At 64.5% G+C, this 14,524-nt stretch carries 17 protein-coding genes; 8 read left to right on the forward strand and 9 right to left on the reverse strand.

Features of this window, described 5'->3' with window-relative positions:
* Positions 1–6: 6 nt before the first annotated feature.
* From SKC41_RS11610 to SKC41_RS11620, 3 genes are all read right to left on the reverse strand, one after another.
* Positions 7–1,098, reverse strand: a complete 1,092-nt coding sequence (locus SKC41_RS11610; protein ID WP_330977765.1) for an amidohydrolase family protein — start codon at positions 1,096–1,098, stop codon at positions 7–9.
* 282 nt (positions 1,099–1,380) lie between these two features.
* Positions 1,381–2,289: an NAD(P)-dependent oxidoreductase gene (locus SKC41_RS11615; RefSeq protein ID WP_330977766.1), complete on the reverse strand. Its 909-nt coding sequence runs from the start codon at positions 2,287–2,289 to the stop codon at positions 1,381–1,383.
* A 2-nt stretch (positions 2,290–2,291) separates the two neighbouring features.
* The gene (locus tag SKC41_RS11620; protein WP_330977767.1) at positions 2,292–2,672 is read right to left on the reverse strand and encodes a carboxymuconolactone decarboxylase family protein; all 381 of its coding nucleotides are present in this window, start codon (positions 2,670–2,672) and stop codon (positions 2,292–2,294) included.
* Between the two features lie 56 nt (positions 2,673–2,728).
* Here SKC41_RS11620 and SKC41_RS11625 point away from each other — a divergent pair, with 56 nt between their 5' ends.
* The 5 genes from SKC41_RS11625 (at position 2,729) to SKC41_RS11645 (ending at position 7,178) form a co-directional block, all read left to right on the forward strand.
* Positions 2,729–3,373, forward strand: a complete 645-nt coding sequence (locus SKC41_RS11625) for a TetR/AcrR family transcriptional regulator (RefSeq protein WP_330977768.1) — start codon at positions 2,729–2,731, stop codon at positions 3,371–3,373.
* Positions 3,374–3,482: 109 nt separating this feature from the next.
* Entirely contained in the window at positions 3,483–4,118 is a 636-nt protein-coding gene (locus tag SKC41_RS11630; RefSeq protein WP_330977769.1) for an alpha/beta hydrolase, read from the forward strand.
* Positions 4,119–4,181: 63 nt separating this feature from the next.
* Positions 4,182–4,838, forward strand: a complete 657-nt coding sequence (locus SKC41_RS11635; protein ID WP_330977770.1) for a nitroreductase family protein — start codon at positions 4,182–4,184, stop codon at positions 4,836–4,838.
* A 185-nt stretch (positions 4,839–5,023) separates the two neighbouring features.
* On the forward strand, positions 5,024–6,022 hold the full coding sequence (locus SKC41_RS11640) for an acyl-CoA dehydrogenase family protein (protein ID WP_330977771.1): 999 nt from the start codon (positions 5,024–5,026) through the stop codon (positions 6,020–6,022).
* Complete coding sequence (locus tag SKC41_RS11645) at positions 6,006–7,178, forward strand: acyl-CoA dehydrogenase family protein (protein ID WP_330977772.1); 1,173 nt, start codon at positions 6,006–6,008, stop codon at positions 7,176–7,178. The genes SKC41_RS11640 and SKC41_RS11645 overlap by 17 nt, the downstream gene beginning before the upstream one ends.
* Before the next feature lie 102 nt (positions 7,179–7,280).
* On the opposite strand, the gene SKC41_RS11650 is transcribed toward SKC41_RS11645, so the two are convergent.
* From SKC41_RS11650 to SKC41_RS11675, 6 genes are all read right to left on the reverse strand, one after another.
* Positions 7,281–7,853 carry a hypothetical protein gene (locus SKC41_RS11650; RefSeq protein ID WP_330977773.1) on the reverse strand — a complete coding sequence of 191 codons (573 nt, stop codon included), beginning with the start codon at positions 7,851–7,853 and terminating at the stop codon, positions 7,281–7,283.
* The gene (locus tag SKC41_RS11655; RefSeq protein WP_330977774.1) at positions 7,850–8,821 is read right to left on the reverse strand and encodes a hypothetical protein; all 972 of its coding nucleotides are present in this window, start codon (positions 8,819–8,821) and stop codon (positions 7,850–7,852) included. Before SKC41_RS11655 ends, SKC41_RS11650 begins: the two co-directional genes overlap by 4 nt.
* Before the next feature lie 35 nt (positions 8,822–8,856).
* Complete coding sequence (locus SKC41_RS11660; protein ID WP_330977775.1) at positions 8,857–9,300, reverse strand: hypothetical protein; 444 nt, start codon at positions 9,298–9,300, stop codon at positions 8,857–8,859.
* Between the two features lie 98 nt (positions 9,301–9,398).
* On the reverse strand, positions 9,399–10,763 hold the full coding sequence (locus SKC41_RS11665) for a cytochrome P450 (protein ID WP_330977776.1): 1,365 nt from the start codon (positions 10,761–10,763) through the stop codon (positions 9,399–9,401).
* A 14-nt stretch (positions 10,764–10,777) separates the two neighbouring features.
* Positions 10,778–10,978 (reverse strand): ferredoxin, encoded by a 201-nt coding sequence (locus SKC41_RS11670; RefSeq protein WP_330977777.1) that lies wholly within the window; start codon positions 10,976–10,978, stop codon positions 10,778–10,780.
* A gap of 65 nt (positions 10,979–11,043) precedes the next feature.
* Entirely contained in the window at positions 11,044–11,745 is a 702-nt protein-coding gene (locus SKC41_RS11675; RefSeq protein WP_330977778.1) for an SDR family NAD(P)-dependent oxidoreductase, read from the reverse strand.
* A gap of 278 nt (positions 11,746–12,023) precedes the next feature.
* On the opposite strand from SKC41_RS11675, the gene SKC41_RS11680 reads away from it, so the two are divergent.
* The 3 genes from SKC41_RS11680 to SKC41_RS11690 all read left to right on the forward strand — a co-directional run bounded on the left by SKC41_RS11680 (position 12,024) and on the right by SKC41_RS11690 (position 14,515).
* Positions 12,024–12,221: a hypothetical protein gene (locus SKC41_RS11680; RefSeq protein ID WP_442931591.1), complete on the forward strand. Its 198-nt coding sequence runs from the start codon at positions 12,024–12,026 to the stop codon at positions 12,219–12,221.
* Positions 12,218–13,423, forward strand: a complete 1,206-nt coding sequence (locus SKC41_RS11685; protein ID WP_330977779.1) for a CaiB/BaiF CoA transferase family protein — start codon at positions 12,218–12,220, stop codon at positions 13,421–13,423. The genes SKC41_RS11680 and SKC41_RS11685 overlap by 4 nt, the downstream gene beginning before the upstream one ends.
* Positions 13,424–13,696: 273 nt before the next feature.
* Entirely contained in the window at positions 13,697–14,515 is an 819-nt protein-coding gene (locus SKC41_RS11690) for an MlaE family ABC transporter permease (RefSeq protein ID WP_330977780.1), read from the forward strand.
* The last annotated feature ends 9 nt before the right edge of the window (positions 14,516–14,524 follow it).

Below are 14,524 nucleotides of genomic sequence, written 5' to 3' on the forward strand. Positions count from 1 at the left end.
CCGCTTCTACTGTGCGCCCACCCCGGCGGGGATGTCTATGCCGTAGAGCTGCGCGGCGTTTCGCCAGCACAGCTTGTCGCGCTGTTCGGCGGACAGCGCGCTGGGCAGCTTCTTGACGTCGCCGCATTGCCAGTGCGGGTAACTCGAGCCGAACATCACCATGTCGTCCTTGCCGGTGAAGCCGAACCATTCACCGGCGAACTCGGTGTCACCGGGACCGTCGACGCTGCCTTGCACGAAATAGATGTGGCCGGGCAGGTAATCACTGGGAATCCGCGGTGCCCACGGGGTCTGCTCGAGGTGGGGCCGGCCGAACGTGTCCATCCGCCAGATGAACGGCGTAATGAAGTCGGCGGCGCCGTCGCCCCACACGAACTTAAGGCCGTCGAAGCGCTCGAACACGCCCTCGGCGATCATGTTCATCAGGTGATACACGTAGTTCAGCGCCATGAAGCTGACGTACTGCTCGTAGGTGCGGGTGTTCCCGGATGGCGTCGGCGGAAAGGCGATGCCGGAACCGACCTCGATGTGTGCGGCAACGGGCAGGCCGGCGTCGACCGCAGCCTCCCACAGCGGCCAGAATTGCGGCTTGCCGTAGACCTCGCGGGATTGCAGGGGCACGCCGATCTGGACCACGCGCGAGTGCCCGCGCCATTTCTCGATCTCGCGCAGCGCGCCGGGGATGTCGTCGGGGTTGACCCGGATGGTGCCGCGAAACCGCTCGCCGTACTGGCTGTTCTCCAGCCAGTTGGTCACCATCATCTCGTTGTGCGCGGCGTGCAGCGCGCTGCCCAGGTGGCGGTCCGGCATGATGCCGCGCGCCATCGGGTGCAGGACCGCGATGTCGACGCCGCGCTTCGAAAATAGCTCGTTGCCAACGAATTCTGGATCCGAACCGGGGTACTGACCGTCCGGGCCCTCGGCGCCGGGTACGTACTCGCCGCCCGGTGCGCCGTACCAGTCCATCTCATAGTCGGGGAACCCCCGGCTCTTGAACGGCTCACGCAGGGTCTTTCGCAGCGCTTTGTTGGACGGGAAGAAGATGTGCACGCTCGCGTCGATGAGCGGTGTGCTGGTTCCGTCAGCGTGTTCGATCACGACAGCCACCCTTCGGTTCGGGTAGCCAAAGTGAGGCAAACCTGATCATAAGATAGATAATCTAACATTCTCATAGGCTGTCGATCAATGCATTTTCGGTAAGCGTCTCGGTTAACAATATGCCCTGGTAGTCGCGGGTATTGCCACCATCAGAGCAATCGTCGTTCTTCAATGCGGATAATACCATTCTCGCCACCCGTTGGAAGTCGGATTCCGAGCCGGCACGATTGCCTCACCGCCGCCCGGCTCACTGCGCTGCCGTTACAGAGTTGGCAAACAGTGTCATGCCGTCCGGCCGTCGTCGAGGGCACCGACGGTGACGCCGGCGGCCTTCTCGAACGGTTTGATGACCGCCGTGAAATCCGAGTCGGCGCCCTGGTCGAGTGCGGCCGCTTCCCAGAGCCGGCCGATGGTCTCGGCGACGTCGACGGGCACGCCCAGTGCCTTCGCCTCGTCGAGATAGAGCCGTACGTCTTTGACCATCAGGCCGGTAGCAAAGCCGTAGTCGAAGGTGCGCGGCAATACCGCACGCGGAAACTTGTCCCGACTGGCGCTCGTCGCGCCCGAGCCCGCATTGAGCACTTCCACCATGACGGCCGGGTCGAGACCGGCCTTGACGCCCATCACTACGACCTCTGATGTCGCGACCAACACGTTGGCCGCCAGGATGTTGTTGGCGAGCTTCATCGTCTGCGCCGACCCCGGCTTCTCCCCGATGTAGAACGGGCGGCCGATCGCCTCGAGGCTGGGCCGGATGACGTCGAATTCGCTGCGCGGGCCGGAAACCATCAGGGCGAGCGTCCCTTTTTCGGCGCCGCCGACACCGCCACTGACCGGGCTGTCCAGAGCGGCGATGCCCCGCCCGGCCAGCAGGTCATGGATCTGCACCGCGGTACGGCTGCCCACCGTCGACAGCTCGACATAGCGCTTGACCCTGGAGCCCGCGATCACACCCTCGGCTCCACTGGCGACCTCCAGCGACACCGCCGGCGACGGCAGGCTGGCGAGCACCGTTTCCGCACGGTCGGCGACGTCTTTCGCCGACGACGCGGCGCGGGCACCGAGTGAGACGATGCGGTCGAGTGTCGCGCTGCTCGTGTCGAAGGCGATGACGTCGTTGCCGTCGTCGATGAGTCGGTGTGCCATCGGAAAACCCATGTTGCCCAACCCGATAAAGCCGATTTCGGTCACGCCTAGTCCTCGTCCAGCTCGGCGAACACTTCGCGCGCGATGCGGAAACTGTCGACCGCGGCCGGAACGCCCGCATAGATGGCCACCTGCAAGAAGATCTCGCAAATCTCTTCGCGTGTCACGCCGTTGGTCAGCGCACCCTTGATATGGGTTCGTAATTCGTTCGGCCGGTTGAGGATTGGGATCATTGCCAGGTTGAGCATGCTGCGGGTCTTGCGGGGCAAGCCATCTCGGCCCCACACCTCGCCCCAGCAGTATTCGGTGACGAGATCTTGTAGCGGCTTGGAGAATTCGTCGGCGTCGGCGAGTGCCATGTTGACGTACGCTTCACCGAGCACCGCCGAGCGGATTTCCAGTCCGCGCTGGTAGGTTTCGCGATCCAATGATCTCTCCTTCACCCTTGGCTCGATTCCTCGTCGCAACGATTATCTACACGTTAATGTATATTTCCGTGGTCACCACAACCCGGCGTGGACGCCCGACGCAGGCCGAAGCCAAGAAGCTGCAACACAAGCTGCGCAATGCGGCCGTCGCGACCTTTGTCACGCACGGATATGACGGCACCAGCATGGACGCGATCGCCAAGGCGGCCGGCATCACTCGGCGCACTCTCTATGCGCGCTACTCGGACAAGCGCGCGGTTTTCCTCGACGTCATTCCCTGGGCGCTCACCCGGAGGATGGAGCGTGAAGACACCCCGGAATTCGACGACGGCAACCTGCGGGCCGCCCTGGTCGCGGCGGGTCGGGCCGGTCTGACGCGGGCGATCGATCCCGACATCGTGCGGCTGAAGCGGATCGCCGTGAACGAGTCGGCGCGGTTCCCGGAGTTCGCGGTCAGCGCGCACTCCATGACCTGGTCGGCGCGCCACCGGCAGGTGATGAATCTGCTCCGTCACTATCAAGACGCCGGAACCATCGAGATCGACGATCTCGAGCTGACCGCCGGCCACTTCATCGCGGCGGTCGAACATCTGCCCGGACGGCTGGCGGACAGCGGTATCTACCGCAGTCCCGAGGAAGAGGAGCGCCACTTGCAGCACGCCGTAGATCTGTTTCTGCGCGGCATCCTGCGTCGCGACTGAACACGCGATGGCCTGGCCTGGGTTGGTACTGGTGCATGGGGGCGCCCATGCCGCTGATTGCTGGGATCTCACCATTGCCGAATTAGCCTAACAGACACCGGAATTACCGGTGCTCGCGGTCGATCTACCCGGCCGCGGTGGCAGGCCGGCAGATCTGACGGCCGTCACGATCACCGACTGGGTGAACTCCGCGGTCGCCGATATCGACGCCGCCGGCCTCAACGAGGTTGTGATCGTGGGGCATTCGATGGGCGGGCTGACCGTTCCGGGCATCGTGGCGAAGCTCGGGGCCGTGCGCGTAAAGGAGATGATCCTGTTGGCCGCGTTCGTGCCACCGCAGGGCGCGTCGGTGGTGGAAACGCTGCGCGGGCCCCTGGTCCCGTTGGCCCGATCCGCGGGCCGGATTCGCCGGTCGGTCCCAATGCCAAGGGCGCTAGCGTTTTTCGCGTTCTGTAACGGGATGACGCGTGAGCAACGCGCGCTGACCCTGTCGCGACTGTGCCTGGAATCGCCGAACGTCATCTTCGAACCGGCCGACCGCAGCGACCTGCCCGGCGCGGTGCCGCGGACGTGGATCATGACGCTGGCCGATCGAGCGTTGTCGCAGCGCCAGCAGCTGGGCGCGATCGAATCCCTCGGCGGTGTCGACACGATGCTCTGCGTCGACGCCTGCCACGACGTGATGTTCTCTCGCCCGCGCTGGCTGGCCACCACGCTGGCCGATCGGTGCCGGGTGTATCGGTGAAAGATCGCGCTACCAATTGCACGCTACGTTGCATCAGAAGGCATGTGCCGAAAGGGAGAGACCATGACGGGAGCGAGCAGCGACGTCTGGGAAGTGATGTCCACGGCCCGAACGATCCGGCGCTTTACCGACGAGCCGGTCGACGACTTCACCTTGGCGCAGTGCCTGGAAGCCGCGAGGTGGGCGCCGTCGGGCGCCAACGCGCAAGGCTGGCGCTTCGTCGTGTTGCGCTCACCCAAGCAGCGGGCCGTCGTGGCCAAGGCCGCCGCCCACGCCCTGGAAGTGATCGAGCCGGTCTATGGAATGACCCGGCCCGCCGCCGACGACAACAGCCGGCGCGCCCGCACCTACCGCGCGACGTACGAATTGCATGACCGGGCCGGTGAATTCACCTCGGTCTTGTTCGCGCAGCAGCATTACCCGACGGCGTCCGAGCTGCTGCTGGGCGGATCGATCTTTCCCGCCATGCAGAACTTCCTGCTGGCCGCTCGCGCCCAGGGTCTTGGTGCCTGCATGACCAGCTGGGCTTCCTACGGCGGCGAGCAGTTGCTGCGCGACGCCGTCGGTGTGCCCGACGGCTGGCTGGTCGCGGGCCACATCGTGGTCGGCTGGCCCGCAGGAAAGCACGGCCCACTTCGTCGCCGCCCGCTCGGCGAGTTCGTCAATCTCGACCACTGGGACGAGTCCGCCAGCAGCCTTTTCGCCGATCCCGCGGGCTGACCGGCGGCCAAGCCGGCGCCCACTGGCCGAGCCCCCGGCGAGCCGGGCGCTCGAACTCTTGAGCCCGGCTGGCCGGGCGCTCGCGGCGCCTGCATTGTGTACCTCATACGCCGAAATCGAGATTATTACTTCCAGAAGGGAGAATGTTATTCTCGCGATGGCGGTGACGACAGGAGGCGGCCCCAATGCTGTTGGAGTTCGATGCTGATCAGAGACTGTGGCAGGACACGGTGCGGGACGCCGTCGCAAAGCAGTGCCCGCCCTCGCTGGTGCGCAGCGTGGCCGAGGATGGCGTAGACCCGAGCCCGCTGTGGAAGTCGTATGTCGACCAGGGCTGGACCGAGCTGAACGAATCGGACAGCGCCGTCGAGCTGGCCATCGTGCTCGAAGAACTAGGCCGCGCAACCGATCCCACGCCGTTTCTGGCGACGATGAGCCAGTTCGCGCCGCTCGTAGCCGACCGGTTCGACCCACACCAGTCGGGCACCGCGGTGTACAGCGGGGTCGTGGCGCACCGCGACGCCGAGGGCTGGGTGCTGGATGGCACCGCACGCCACGTCCTGGACGGCGATCGCGCGGACCGGCTGGCGGTCGTGACCGACGCGGGGGTCTTCCTCGTCGCGGCCGGTCAGGTCTCGGCGCGGCGCGCCTCGGTGTTCGACCCGGTGCTGCACGTCGCCGACCTGTCGTTCGCCGAGGTCCGCGTGCCCGACAGCGAGCGGCTGACCGTCGACGCGGAACGCGCTCATCATCTGGCGCTGACCGGCATGGCCATCACGATGGTCGGCGCATGTCAACGCATCCTCGACCTGGTGCTCGAGCACGTCAAAAGCCGCCAGCAATTCGGCGCACCGATCGGCTCCTTCCAGGCCGTGCAGCACAAGGCCGCCGACATGCACGTCGCGGTGGAACGTGCTCGCGCACTTGCCTACTTCGCCGCGCTGACGATCGCGACCGACGATCCGCGCCGTCGGCTGGCCGCCGCGATGGCCAAAGCCTCGGCGGGGGAGTGCCAGTCGTTGGTATTCCGGCACGGGTTGCAGCTGCACGGCGCAATGGGCTTCACCTGGGAGAACGACCTGCAGTTCGCACTGAAACGGGCCAAAGCGGGCGAACTGATGCTCGGCGGCGCCGCCGAGCACCGGGCGCGGATCGCGGAGGAATACCGTGCAGCTGACTTTTGATTCCGACGTCGAGGACTTCCGGGCGCAGTTCTCGGCCTTCCTCGACGAAAACCTGCCTCCCGCAAGCGAAACGCTCGAGCGGCCACGGTCGGTCTCGCATATGCCGCAGTGGGCACGCGACTGGCAGCGGCTGCTGTTCGACAACGGCTGGCTGCTGCCCAGTCAGCCACCGGAATTCGGCGGGCGCAATGCGAGCGTCATACAGCAGTTCGTCTACCTGGAGGAGCTCAGCCGGCGGCGGATCTACCACAGCTTCAACCCCCAAGGCGTGAATATCGTTGGCGCCTCACTGTTGTCGTTCGGCAGTGACGAGCAGAAGCGACGCTGGGCGGTGCCGATCCTGCGGGCCGAGATCACGGCTTCCCTCGGCATGAGTGAGCCCAGCGCGGGCTCCGATCTGGCGTCGCTGCGTACTCGCGCGGTGCTGGACGGCGATCACTTCGTGGTCAACGGACAGAAGGTGTGGACCTCGGGTGCCCACGATGCCGACGTCCTACTGACGTTCGTCCGTACCAATCCAGATGTGCCGAAGCACAAGGGAATCAGCGTGCTGATCATCCCGACCGACACCCCGGGTCTGGTGCGGCGGCCGTTTCCGTCGATCTGCGGCATCGACGATCTGGACTTCAACGAGGTGTTCTTCACCGACGTGCGGGTGCCCGCGGAGAATCTGGTCGGCGAGATCGACCAGGGATGGAAGGTGGCTAACGGGTCGCTCGGGCACGAGCGCACGATGATGTGGCTGGGTTTCGCGGATCGACTCGACAACATGATCGACGACTTCCGCCCGGGCACCGAGGTCGAGCGCGACCAGTACGCGTCCACGATCATGGACAAGCAGGCACTGCGCCTGTTGGGCTCGGTGGCACTGGCCCGCGCTGCGCGCGGCGAAGACGACGTGGCCGCGATCTCGGTACTCAAGCTGCTCGGGTCCGAGGCCGAGTTGCGTGGGATGGAGCTAGCGCTGACGTCCGCGGGATCCGACGGGCTCGTGCACCCGAGTTTGACCGGGCCGTACGCGCACATGAACCTCGACCACTATTTCGCCAGCTGGTTCGAGCGCTATGCGCGAAGCTTTTCCGGCACCATCGCCGGCGGCACCTCCGAGATCCAGCGCAACATCATCGCCCAGCGCGTGCTCGGCCTACCGCGCTAATCCGCGCGGTTCGCTTCGCCAGCACGTCGAGCGGGAAAGCAACTTCACATTCGGCGACGGAAGGCCGAGTTGCCTTCAATCGCAACGGCATTCAACGATCTTCTAGACCGGGTCGAATTTGGTGATCAGCCAGTTGCCGTTGACGCGGATCAAACTCACCAGCACACTGCTGGAAGACATCGCCGGGTCGGGATTGTCCTTGCTCGTGGTGCTCTGATCGACCAACACCAGCACGACGGCAGAGTCCGGATGTAATTCCTGAACCGCGGCTCCCAACACCCGGGCGTTGGTTTTCAGTGACTTCTGTTTGGCTGCCGGAGCCACGATCTGTTCGGTGAACTGGTTGTAGTACGACAAGAAGTCCCCGGACAGGTGAGACTTGGCGGCGGCGAAGTCTTTGTCGAGTGTGTCGGGTGAGTAGGACAGCAACGCGACCGTTCCGTCGGACGCCGAACTCACGACCGCGCTCGCGACGCTGGCGTCGGTTTGTTTGTCGGGTCGGTACTGCTTGAAGTACAGCCATGTCGCCGCGCCACCGGATAGCAGCAGGAGCAAAACCAGAACAACGGGAACGACTTTCACCCTGCGCGACGTGCGTGGCTCGCTACGTCCACCCTGTTCCGTTTGATCCGAAGAGTCGTCGGCAGCGTCGACGCTGTCGTCGTCCTTGCTCATGGAATGAACTCCAGTTTGGACATCTTGTATTGCCCGCCGTCTTCTGTGACGGTCACCCGCAGCCGCCACCTTCGTGGTTCGTCTTTGGCGCCCGCCGCGTTGGTGATCCGCGACGTCGCGGCCACAAGTACCAGTGCGGAATTCCCGTCAACGGATTGCACGGCCGCCGCATTCACGGTTCCCTGGGTGACGACTTTGGACTGCTCGACGACGGTCGTGAAATCTTTTGAGCGCTGCTGGAAATCGTCCCTGAACTGGCCGGTCGAGCTGTCGATCACCCGCTGGACGTCTTCCTTGGCCCGATTGAAGTCCAAGGAAGTCATGTTGACGACACCTTGTCTGGCCCCGGCAACGAAGTTCGCGATGCGCTGGTTGCGCTCGGTGTTTTCATGATGCTGCCACAACATGTATCCGCTCGCCCCGACGAATACGCAGATGAGAAGGATGACCGCCGCTTTCCACGCCACGGACAGTGATGGCCACCGCACGCGTCGTCGGGAGTCGGCCGACTCGAGTTCGGGTTCGGCGTCTTCCGGCGTTTCGTCGGAGGCTTCTGCCTCGCTCTTGGCCTCGGCGGTATCGGTTACGCCGGTGACGGTCGCCGTGTCGTCGGAGTCGGCGGCGTCCTCGTCGGTGCGCGCGTCCTCGGTGTCGGATTCCTCGGCGCCGGTTGCGTCGGTGTCGGATTCCTCGGTGTCGGCGCCGGTTGCGTCGGTGTCGGTGTCGGTGTCATCGATCTTCGCCTCGGCGGTATCGGCCGCGGCCCCATCGGCTTCCGGGGCTTCTTCGGCGGTTTCGGCGGTCTGCGCCTGCGCGTCCTGCAACTCGCGGCGGAGCCGGGCGGCCCGGGCGCGGGCACGCGCCGCGGCGGCCAGTGCTTCGGCTTCGGCGGCTTCGGCCTCGGCTTCCGCGATCAACGCCATGGCTTTCGATGTGGCGTCTTGCGGCGGTTTCTTCGCCTCAGCCAAAATGCTTGCTCCCCGTTGATAAACGTCTCACGCGGCTACCATCGCACGAGCGTAAACGGATAGGTGTTGCTGCCCCCGGGCGCGCCGTTGCAACCCGTGTTGAATGTGGAGACGACCTCACCCGCGAGCGTCACCGCATCCCACGAATAGACGTCATGCGACGGGAAGAACTGCACCACGCATCGAACACCGTCGGGCACATCAACAGTCATCGTGTAGCGGCCGTTGGACAGGTGAGCGTCTGACTTCCACGGTGCCGCTTGCCCGTTGGGTTGCGGAACCGCCTCAATGGTCAGGCATCCCGGCGCTTTAGGAGTGCACGTCGCAAGGGCCCAGACCCAGAGGTGCCCGGTTTCCCGGGTCGTGTCCACCCGGTAGTTGCCAATGGACATGTCCGCGTGGGCGGTCGGCGCGGCAACCAGAGCAGCCGTGGCGAGCGCAAGGCTCGCTGCGAAAGTCTTCACCGGAGGGTCTCCCATCTGTGCACACGCGCTGGCCTCAAATATAAGGCGCGGTCATGCTGAACAGGCCTACTCGGAAAAACCGCGGCAGTCAACGGCGGGTGCGCCTAGGTCTGCTAGTCGATGACGGCGACGTCCGTACGCTCGGTGACCGGCAGCGCCAGTTGCTGCTCGTCGCAGATGCGCTGCAGCTTGTCCAGCGTTTCGTCCAGGCCAGCGCCGATCTTGGTGCCAGGAGTAAAGGTCGCCGGCAGCTTCCGCATACCCTGGATGACGCCGATGGTCTCGTAGTGGACGGTGCCTTCGGGGTCGCATCGATAGTCGGGCATCCGGTCGAGAACCGCCGTCAGCATGGACTTGAATACCGTACGCGCCACGTTGGACCCTTTGCATCGGTGCAAACCGAGGCCAAAACTGAAGTGACGGTTGCCTTTACGGTCCAGGACGATCTCGTCGGGGTCGGCGAACAGTGCGGGGTCGCGATTGGCCATGGCCCACGAAATCCACAGCCGTTCACCCTCTTTGAAATGATTGCCGTCAAGTTCGACGTCGTCGGCGAAGGTCCTGCCGTCACCGGCGGCCGGGGTGAAGTAACGCAGAAATTCCTCGGTTGCGGAGTCGAGCAGGGCGTCCCGGTTCTTGGACAGCCGCTCGCGCTCGGCGGGGTTTTCCGAAAGCCATTCCAGGGTGTGGGCGGTCAGCGCCGTCGTGGTGTCGAAGCCCCCACCGATGACCAGGCCGAGGTTGCCGAGTATCTCGAGATCCGGGGCGGGCTCTCCGTCGATCCGCAACTGCAGCAGCCCGTTGACGATGCCCGGCCGCGGATTCTCGCGGATCTCGATCATGTTGTTGACCATGTCGAGGCCCATCTCCCGGTGCATCGCGGTGACCTTTTCGATGTCGGGGGAGTGCTCCGGCGTGTAGACCGCCGCGTGCACCGGCTCGCTGTACAGCGCCCACTTTTTCAGCGGAATGCCCAGCATCGCCAATGTCAGCACGGCAGGCACGACGTTCGCCAGGTCGTCGACGAAATCGATGCTGCCCGTTTCGATTTTCTCGTCGAGGCACGCGCGAGTGATGTCGTGGATGAAGGGTTCCCAGCGCTTGACCGCGGCCGGCGACAGGTAGGGGTTCAACACGTTGCGGTAGGTACGGTGGTCGGGCTCGTCCATCTCGAGGATGCCCCCGCGCACCGCGGCGACGCGGCTCGCCGTCGGGATGGAGATGCCCTTGTAGCCGCGGCGTTCGTTATGGATGTCGTGGTCGTTGGAGACCACCGGGCAACGGGCGAGTTCGAAGACTTCGTGGCTGCCGGCCGCGACCCAGTGCCCTCCGTACGTCTCGGTCCACGCCATCGGGCACTTGGCGTGCATCTCCTCGGTGATCTGTTTGAACTGTGACCGGTACTCCGGGGCGTTTCGGTCAAAGTGGTACGTCGGCTTGTTCCGGTCGCCGTCGCTCACCACATCGTCGACGCTCAAGGTGCTATCTCCCTTTAGGTTTCGTTCGTGATCATGATCGCCTGCTCGGGGCACGAGTGCGCCGCCTCGCGCACCTGGTCCTGTTGGTCGGCCGGCACCACCTCATTGACCGCCGACGAACTGCCGTCAATGTCGCTGAGCACGAATGAATCCGGCGCAATCATCGCGCACAGGGTGTGACCCTGGCAGCGTTGCGAATCAACCCAGACCTTCACGATGATGTCTCCTCCTGGGGGCTGCGGTGTGGCTGGCGTTACGGTAGTCCGGCTGACGACATCGCTCAGGTGTTTCGACCGCCGTTGACGCCCAATATCTGACCGGTGATGTAGCCGGCTTCCTCGGATATCAGGAACGCGCAGGCGGCAGCGATGTCTTCGGGCTTGCCGATCCGGCGTACCGGGGTCCGCGCGATGGTTTCGTCGATGTCGCCGAGGTAGCCGCGTTGCTCGGCGCTGCGCAGCATCGGGGTGTCGATGAAGCCGGGCGGCACCGCGTTGACCGTGATTCCGCTGGGACCGTACTCGAGAGCCAGCGACTTGGTGAGCCCGTTGACCGCCGACTTGGCCGCGACATAGTGCGACATATAGGGAGCGCCGGAATGTGTGCTCGACGACGAGATGTTGACGATCCGACCCCACCCCGCCTCGACCATGTCGGGCAGCACCGCTTGGGTCATATGGAAGACGCCGTGAAGGTTGACGTCGACGACACGCTGCCAGTCCTCGAACGTGATGTTGCTGAAGCGCTTGAATCCATCCAGGCCCGCGGCGTTGACCAGAACTGCGATCGGCCCCAATTGCGCGCGGATCGCCGACAGCGCGGCATCCACCTGGGATCGATCGGTCACGTCGGCGGTGAACGACAGCTCGGCGTCCGACGGCTTCAGATCGACGGTCGCGACGTCCAGACCGTCGGCGCGCAGCCGGCGGGCCACCGCCAGACCAATCCCGGAGCCGCCACCGGTGACCACTGCGGTCTTCACGCCATGGCCCCTGGGCTCAATGCGGCCATCTCAGTCACAAAGAATCTCCTTCGCAATTATGAGAACCTTACTCTCGCAGCGAAGTGGCGTGCAACATGCCGACGAAACGCGCCGCAGCCTGGGCTGAGGCCGGTTACGCGCTTCCCTTGCTGGCCCTGGGGCGCTGGTCAGTGACCTTGTCCCATTCCTATGACTTTCTTGAATTCTCGAGAGTCGAATGTAAGATTCGCCCGGGAAGAGAATGAAATTTTCGTGATCGTCACCACAAGAGGAGCCGAATGCCAGTGCAGGTCACAGTGTCGGACGTCGCGGATACGACAAGCTCAGAGGTATCCCGCCGACTGTTGATCGATGGCCGGCTCGCCGCGGGTGACAAGACATTCCCCTCGATCAATGCTGCCACCGGGGAGGTCACCGGGCACGCTCCGGACGCCGGCGCCCCCCTTTCCGTCCCGGTGACGGGAGGCAGCAAATGAGGCCGTTGGAGGGCATTCGGGTGCTGGAAGTCGCCATGTACGGGTTCGTCCCGTCGGCGGGCGCGGTGCTGGCCGAATGGGGCGCAGACGTAGTCAAAGTCGAGCACGCGGTGACGGGCGACCCGCAGCGCGGACTTCGGCAGACCGGCATGCTGCGCGTCGAAGGCGATCCGAATCCCAACATCGAGCACGCCAACCGCGGCAAGCGCAGCATCGGACTCGACATGTCGACTCCCGGGGGCAAGGACGTCCTCTACGAGTTGGCCCGCCGCTCGGACGTGTTCTTGACGAGCTTCCTGCCCGGTGCCCGGCAGAAGTTCGGCATCGATGTCGACGACATCCGCGCGGTGAACCCGTCGATCATCTACGCGCGCGGCAGCGCGCTCGGACCACGCGGTGAAGAGGCGACCAAGGGCGGCTACGACATGACCGCCTTCTGGTGCCGCGCCGGAACGGCAGCCACCATCACCCCGACCGGGATGCCCGGCATGATCGCGCCACCCGGACCTGCCTACGGCGACACGATCTCCGGGACCAACCTCGCCGGCGGCATTGCCGCCGCACTGCTCAAGCGCGAGCGCACCGGCGAACCCTCCGTCGTCGACGTGTCGCTGCTGGGCAGCGGGCTGTGGTCGATGGGTCACACCGTCGCGTTGACCAAGCACCTGAACCAACGACTGGAAGCACCACCGCCCGGTGTGCACGGTGCACCCAACAACCCGTTGGTCGGGCTGTACACGACATCGGACGGCCGCTACATCTCCTTTGTGATGATGCAGCCGACGAAATTCTGGGCCGATGTGTGCCGGCATATTGACCTGCCTGAGCTGGCCGATGATCCGCGGTTTGCCACCATCGAGCAGATCACCGCGAATACGGCAGAAGCAGTTGAGATCTTGACCAAGGTGATCGCAACCCGCACGCTTGCCGAGTGGAGCGAACGCTTTGCCACGTTGGCCGGGCCTTGGGCGCCGGTGCAAGACACGCTGCAGGCAGTCGATGACGCCCAGATCCGGGCCAACGAATATGTTGTCCGGGCAGGCGAACTCGAACTGGTCGCCAACCCGGTCCAGTTCGATCTCACCGCACCGCACACCGGGCCCGCGCCCGGATTCGCCGCGCAAACCGACGAAATACTGCAGGAATTGGGACTCGACTGGGACCGCATCATCGAACTCAAAACCGCCGGCGCGGTTACCTGAGAGTGGAGCTGACTGAGATGTTTGCGCGTTCGATAACGGTTATGCGTTTTTTGCTCCGCACGGGCGTGGCATGAGTCACAATGACCGGACGCTTTCTCACGCGACGGATCGGAGGACTGGCGTGCGTGCTGGTTACGCCTGTCTCGCCGGCGCTCAAGGTCGGGTTCCCGCCCCCCGGTGGGCATTTCGGCGCTGGCGTTCAACCGAATTTACCTCAGCCGTTGTGCAACAACAAGACTGTCGGTCTCGTAGCGTGGGAAGGGACTGACGCGGATGGCGACTAAGGGCGCTGACCACTGGTCAACGGGATTGCCTGCGCTGAAATTGAAGTGGGACTTCTCGGGTCCCATGCAGGCGGTCGGGGCGTTATTCGCGATGTCGGCCGACGCGGTGAAGTTCGCGTTCCGCCGGCCGTTCCAGTGGCGGGAGTTTTTGGAGCAGTCGTGGTTTGTCGCACGGGTGTCGCTGGCTCCGACCTTGCTGGTCGCAATCCCGTTTACCGTCCTCGTCAGCTTCACGCTCAACATCCTGTTGCGGGAACTGGGCGCGGCGGATCTATCCGGTGCGGGTGCGGCGTTCGGTGCTGTCACTCAGCTTGGTCCGTTGGTCACGGTTTTGATCGTGGCGGGCGCGGGTGCCACGGCGATGTGTGCGGACCTGGGATCGCGAACGATTCGCGAAGAAATCGATGCGATGGAAGTGCTGGGCATCAACCCGATTCAGCGGTTGGTCACCCCGCGCATGCTGGCCTCGGGTTTGGTCGCGTTTCTGCTCAACAGCCTCGTGGTCATCATCGGCGTCCTTGGCGGCTATGTGTTTTCGGTGTTCGTGCAAGACGTCAATCCCGGCGCGTTCGCCGCGGGTATCACCTTGCTCACCGGCGTACCCGAGGTGGTCATCTCATGCGTCAAGGCAGCCCTTTTCGGCCTCATCGCCGGCCTGGTCGCCTGCTATCGAGGCCTGTCGATCACCGGCGGTGGCGCTAAGGCCGTTGGCAACGCGGTGAACGAAACGGTGGTCTATGCCTTCATGTCCCTGTTCGTCGTCAACGTGGTTGTCACCGCGATCGGCATCAAGATGACGGCGAAGTAGGGGCCTGCC

Origin of the sequence: Mycobacterium sp. 050128, assembly GCF_036409155.1 — a bacterium.
Classification (GTDB): domain Bacteria; phylum Actinomycetota; class Actinomycetes; order Mycobacteriales; family Mycobacteriaceae; genus Mycobacterium.

Coding starts and splice junctions, on each gene's coding strand:
- SKC41_RS11640 (WP_330977771.1), top strand. CDS start 5,024: ATGCTGTTGGAGTTCGATGCTGATCAGAGACTGTGGCAGGACACGGTG.
- SKC41_RS11690 (WP_330977780.1), top strand. CDS start 13,697: ATGGCGACTAAGGGCGCTGACCACTGGTCAACGGGATTGCCTGCGCTG.
- SKC41_RS11650 (WP_330977773.1), bottom strand. CDS start 7,853: ATGAGCAAGGACGACGACAGCGTCGACGCTGCCGACGACTCTTCGGAT.
- SKC41_RS11660 (WP_330977775.1), bottom strand. CDS start 9,300: ATGGGAGACCCTCCGGTGAAGACTTTCGCAGCGAGCCTTGCGCTCGCC.
- SKC41_RS11680 (WP_442931591.1), top strand. CDS start 12,024: ATGCCAGTGCAGGTCACAGTGTCGGACGTCGCGGATACGACAAGCTCA.
- SKC41_RS11625 (WP_330977768.1), top strand. CDS start 2,729: ATGTATATTTCCGTGGTCACCACAACCCGGCGTGGACGCCCGACGCAG.
- SKC41_RS11635 (WP_330977770.1), top strand. CDS start 4,182: ATGACGGGAGCGAGCAGCGACGTCTGGGAAGTGATGTCCACGGCCCGA.
- SKC41_RS11685 (WP_330977779.1), top strand. CDS start 12,218: ATGAGGCCGTTGGAGGGCATTCGGGTGCTGGAAGTCGCCATGTACGGG.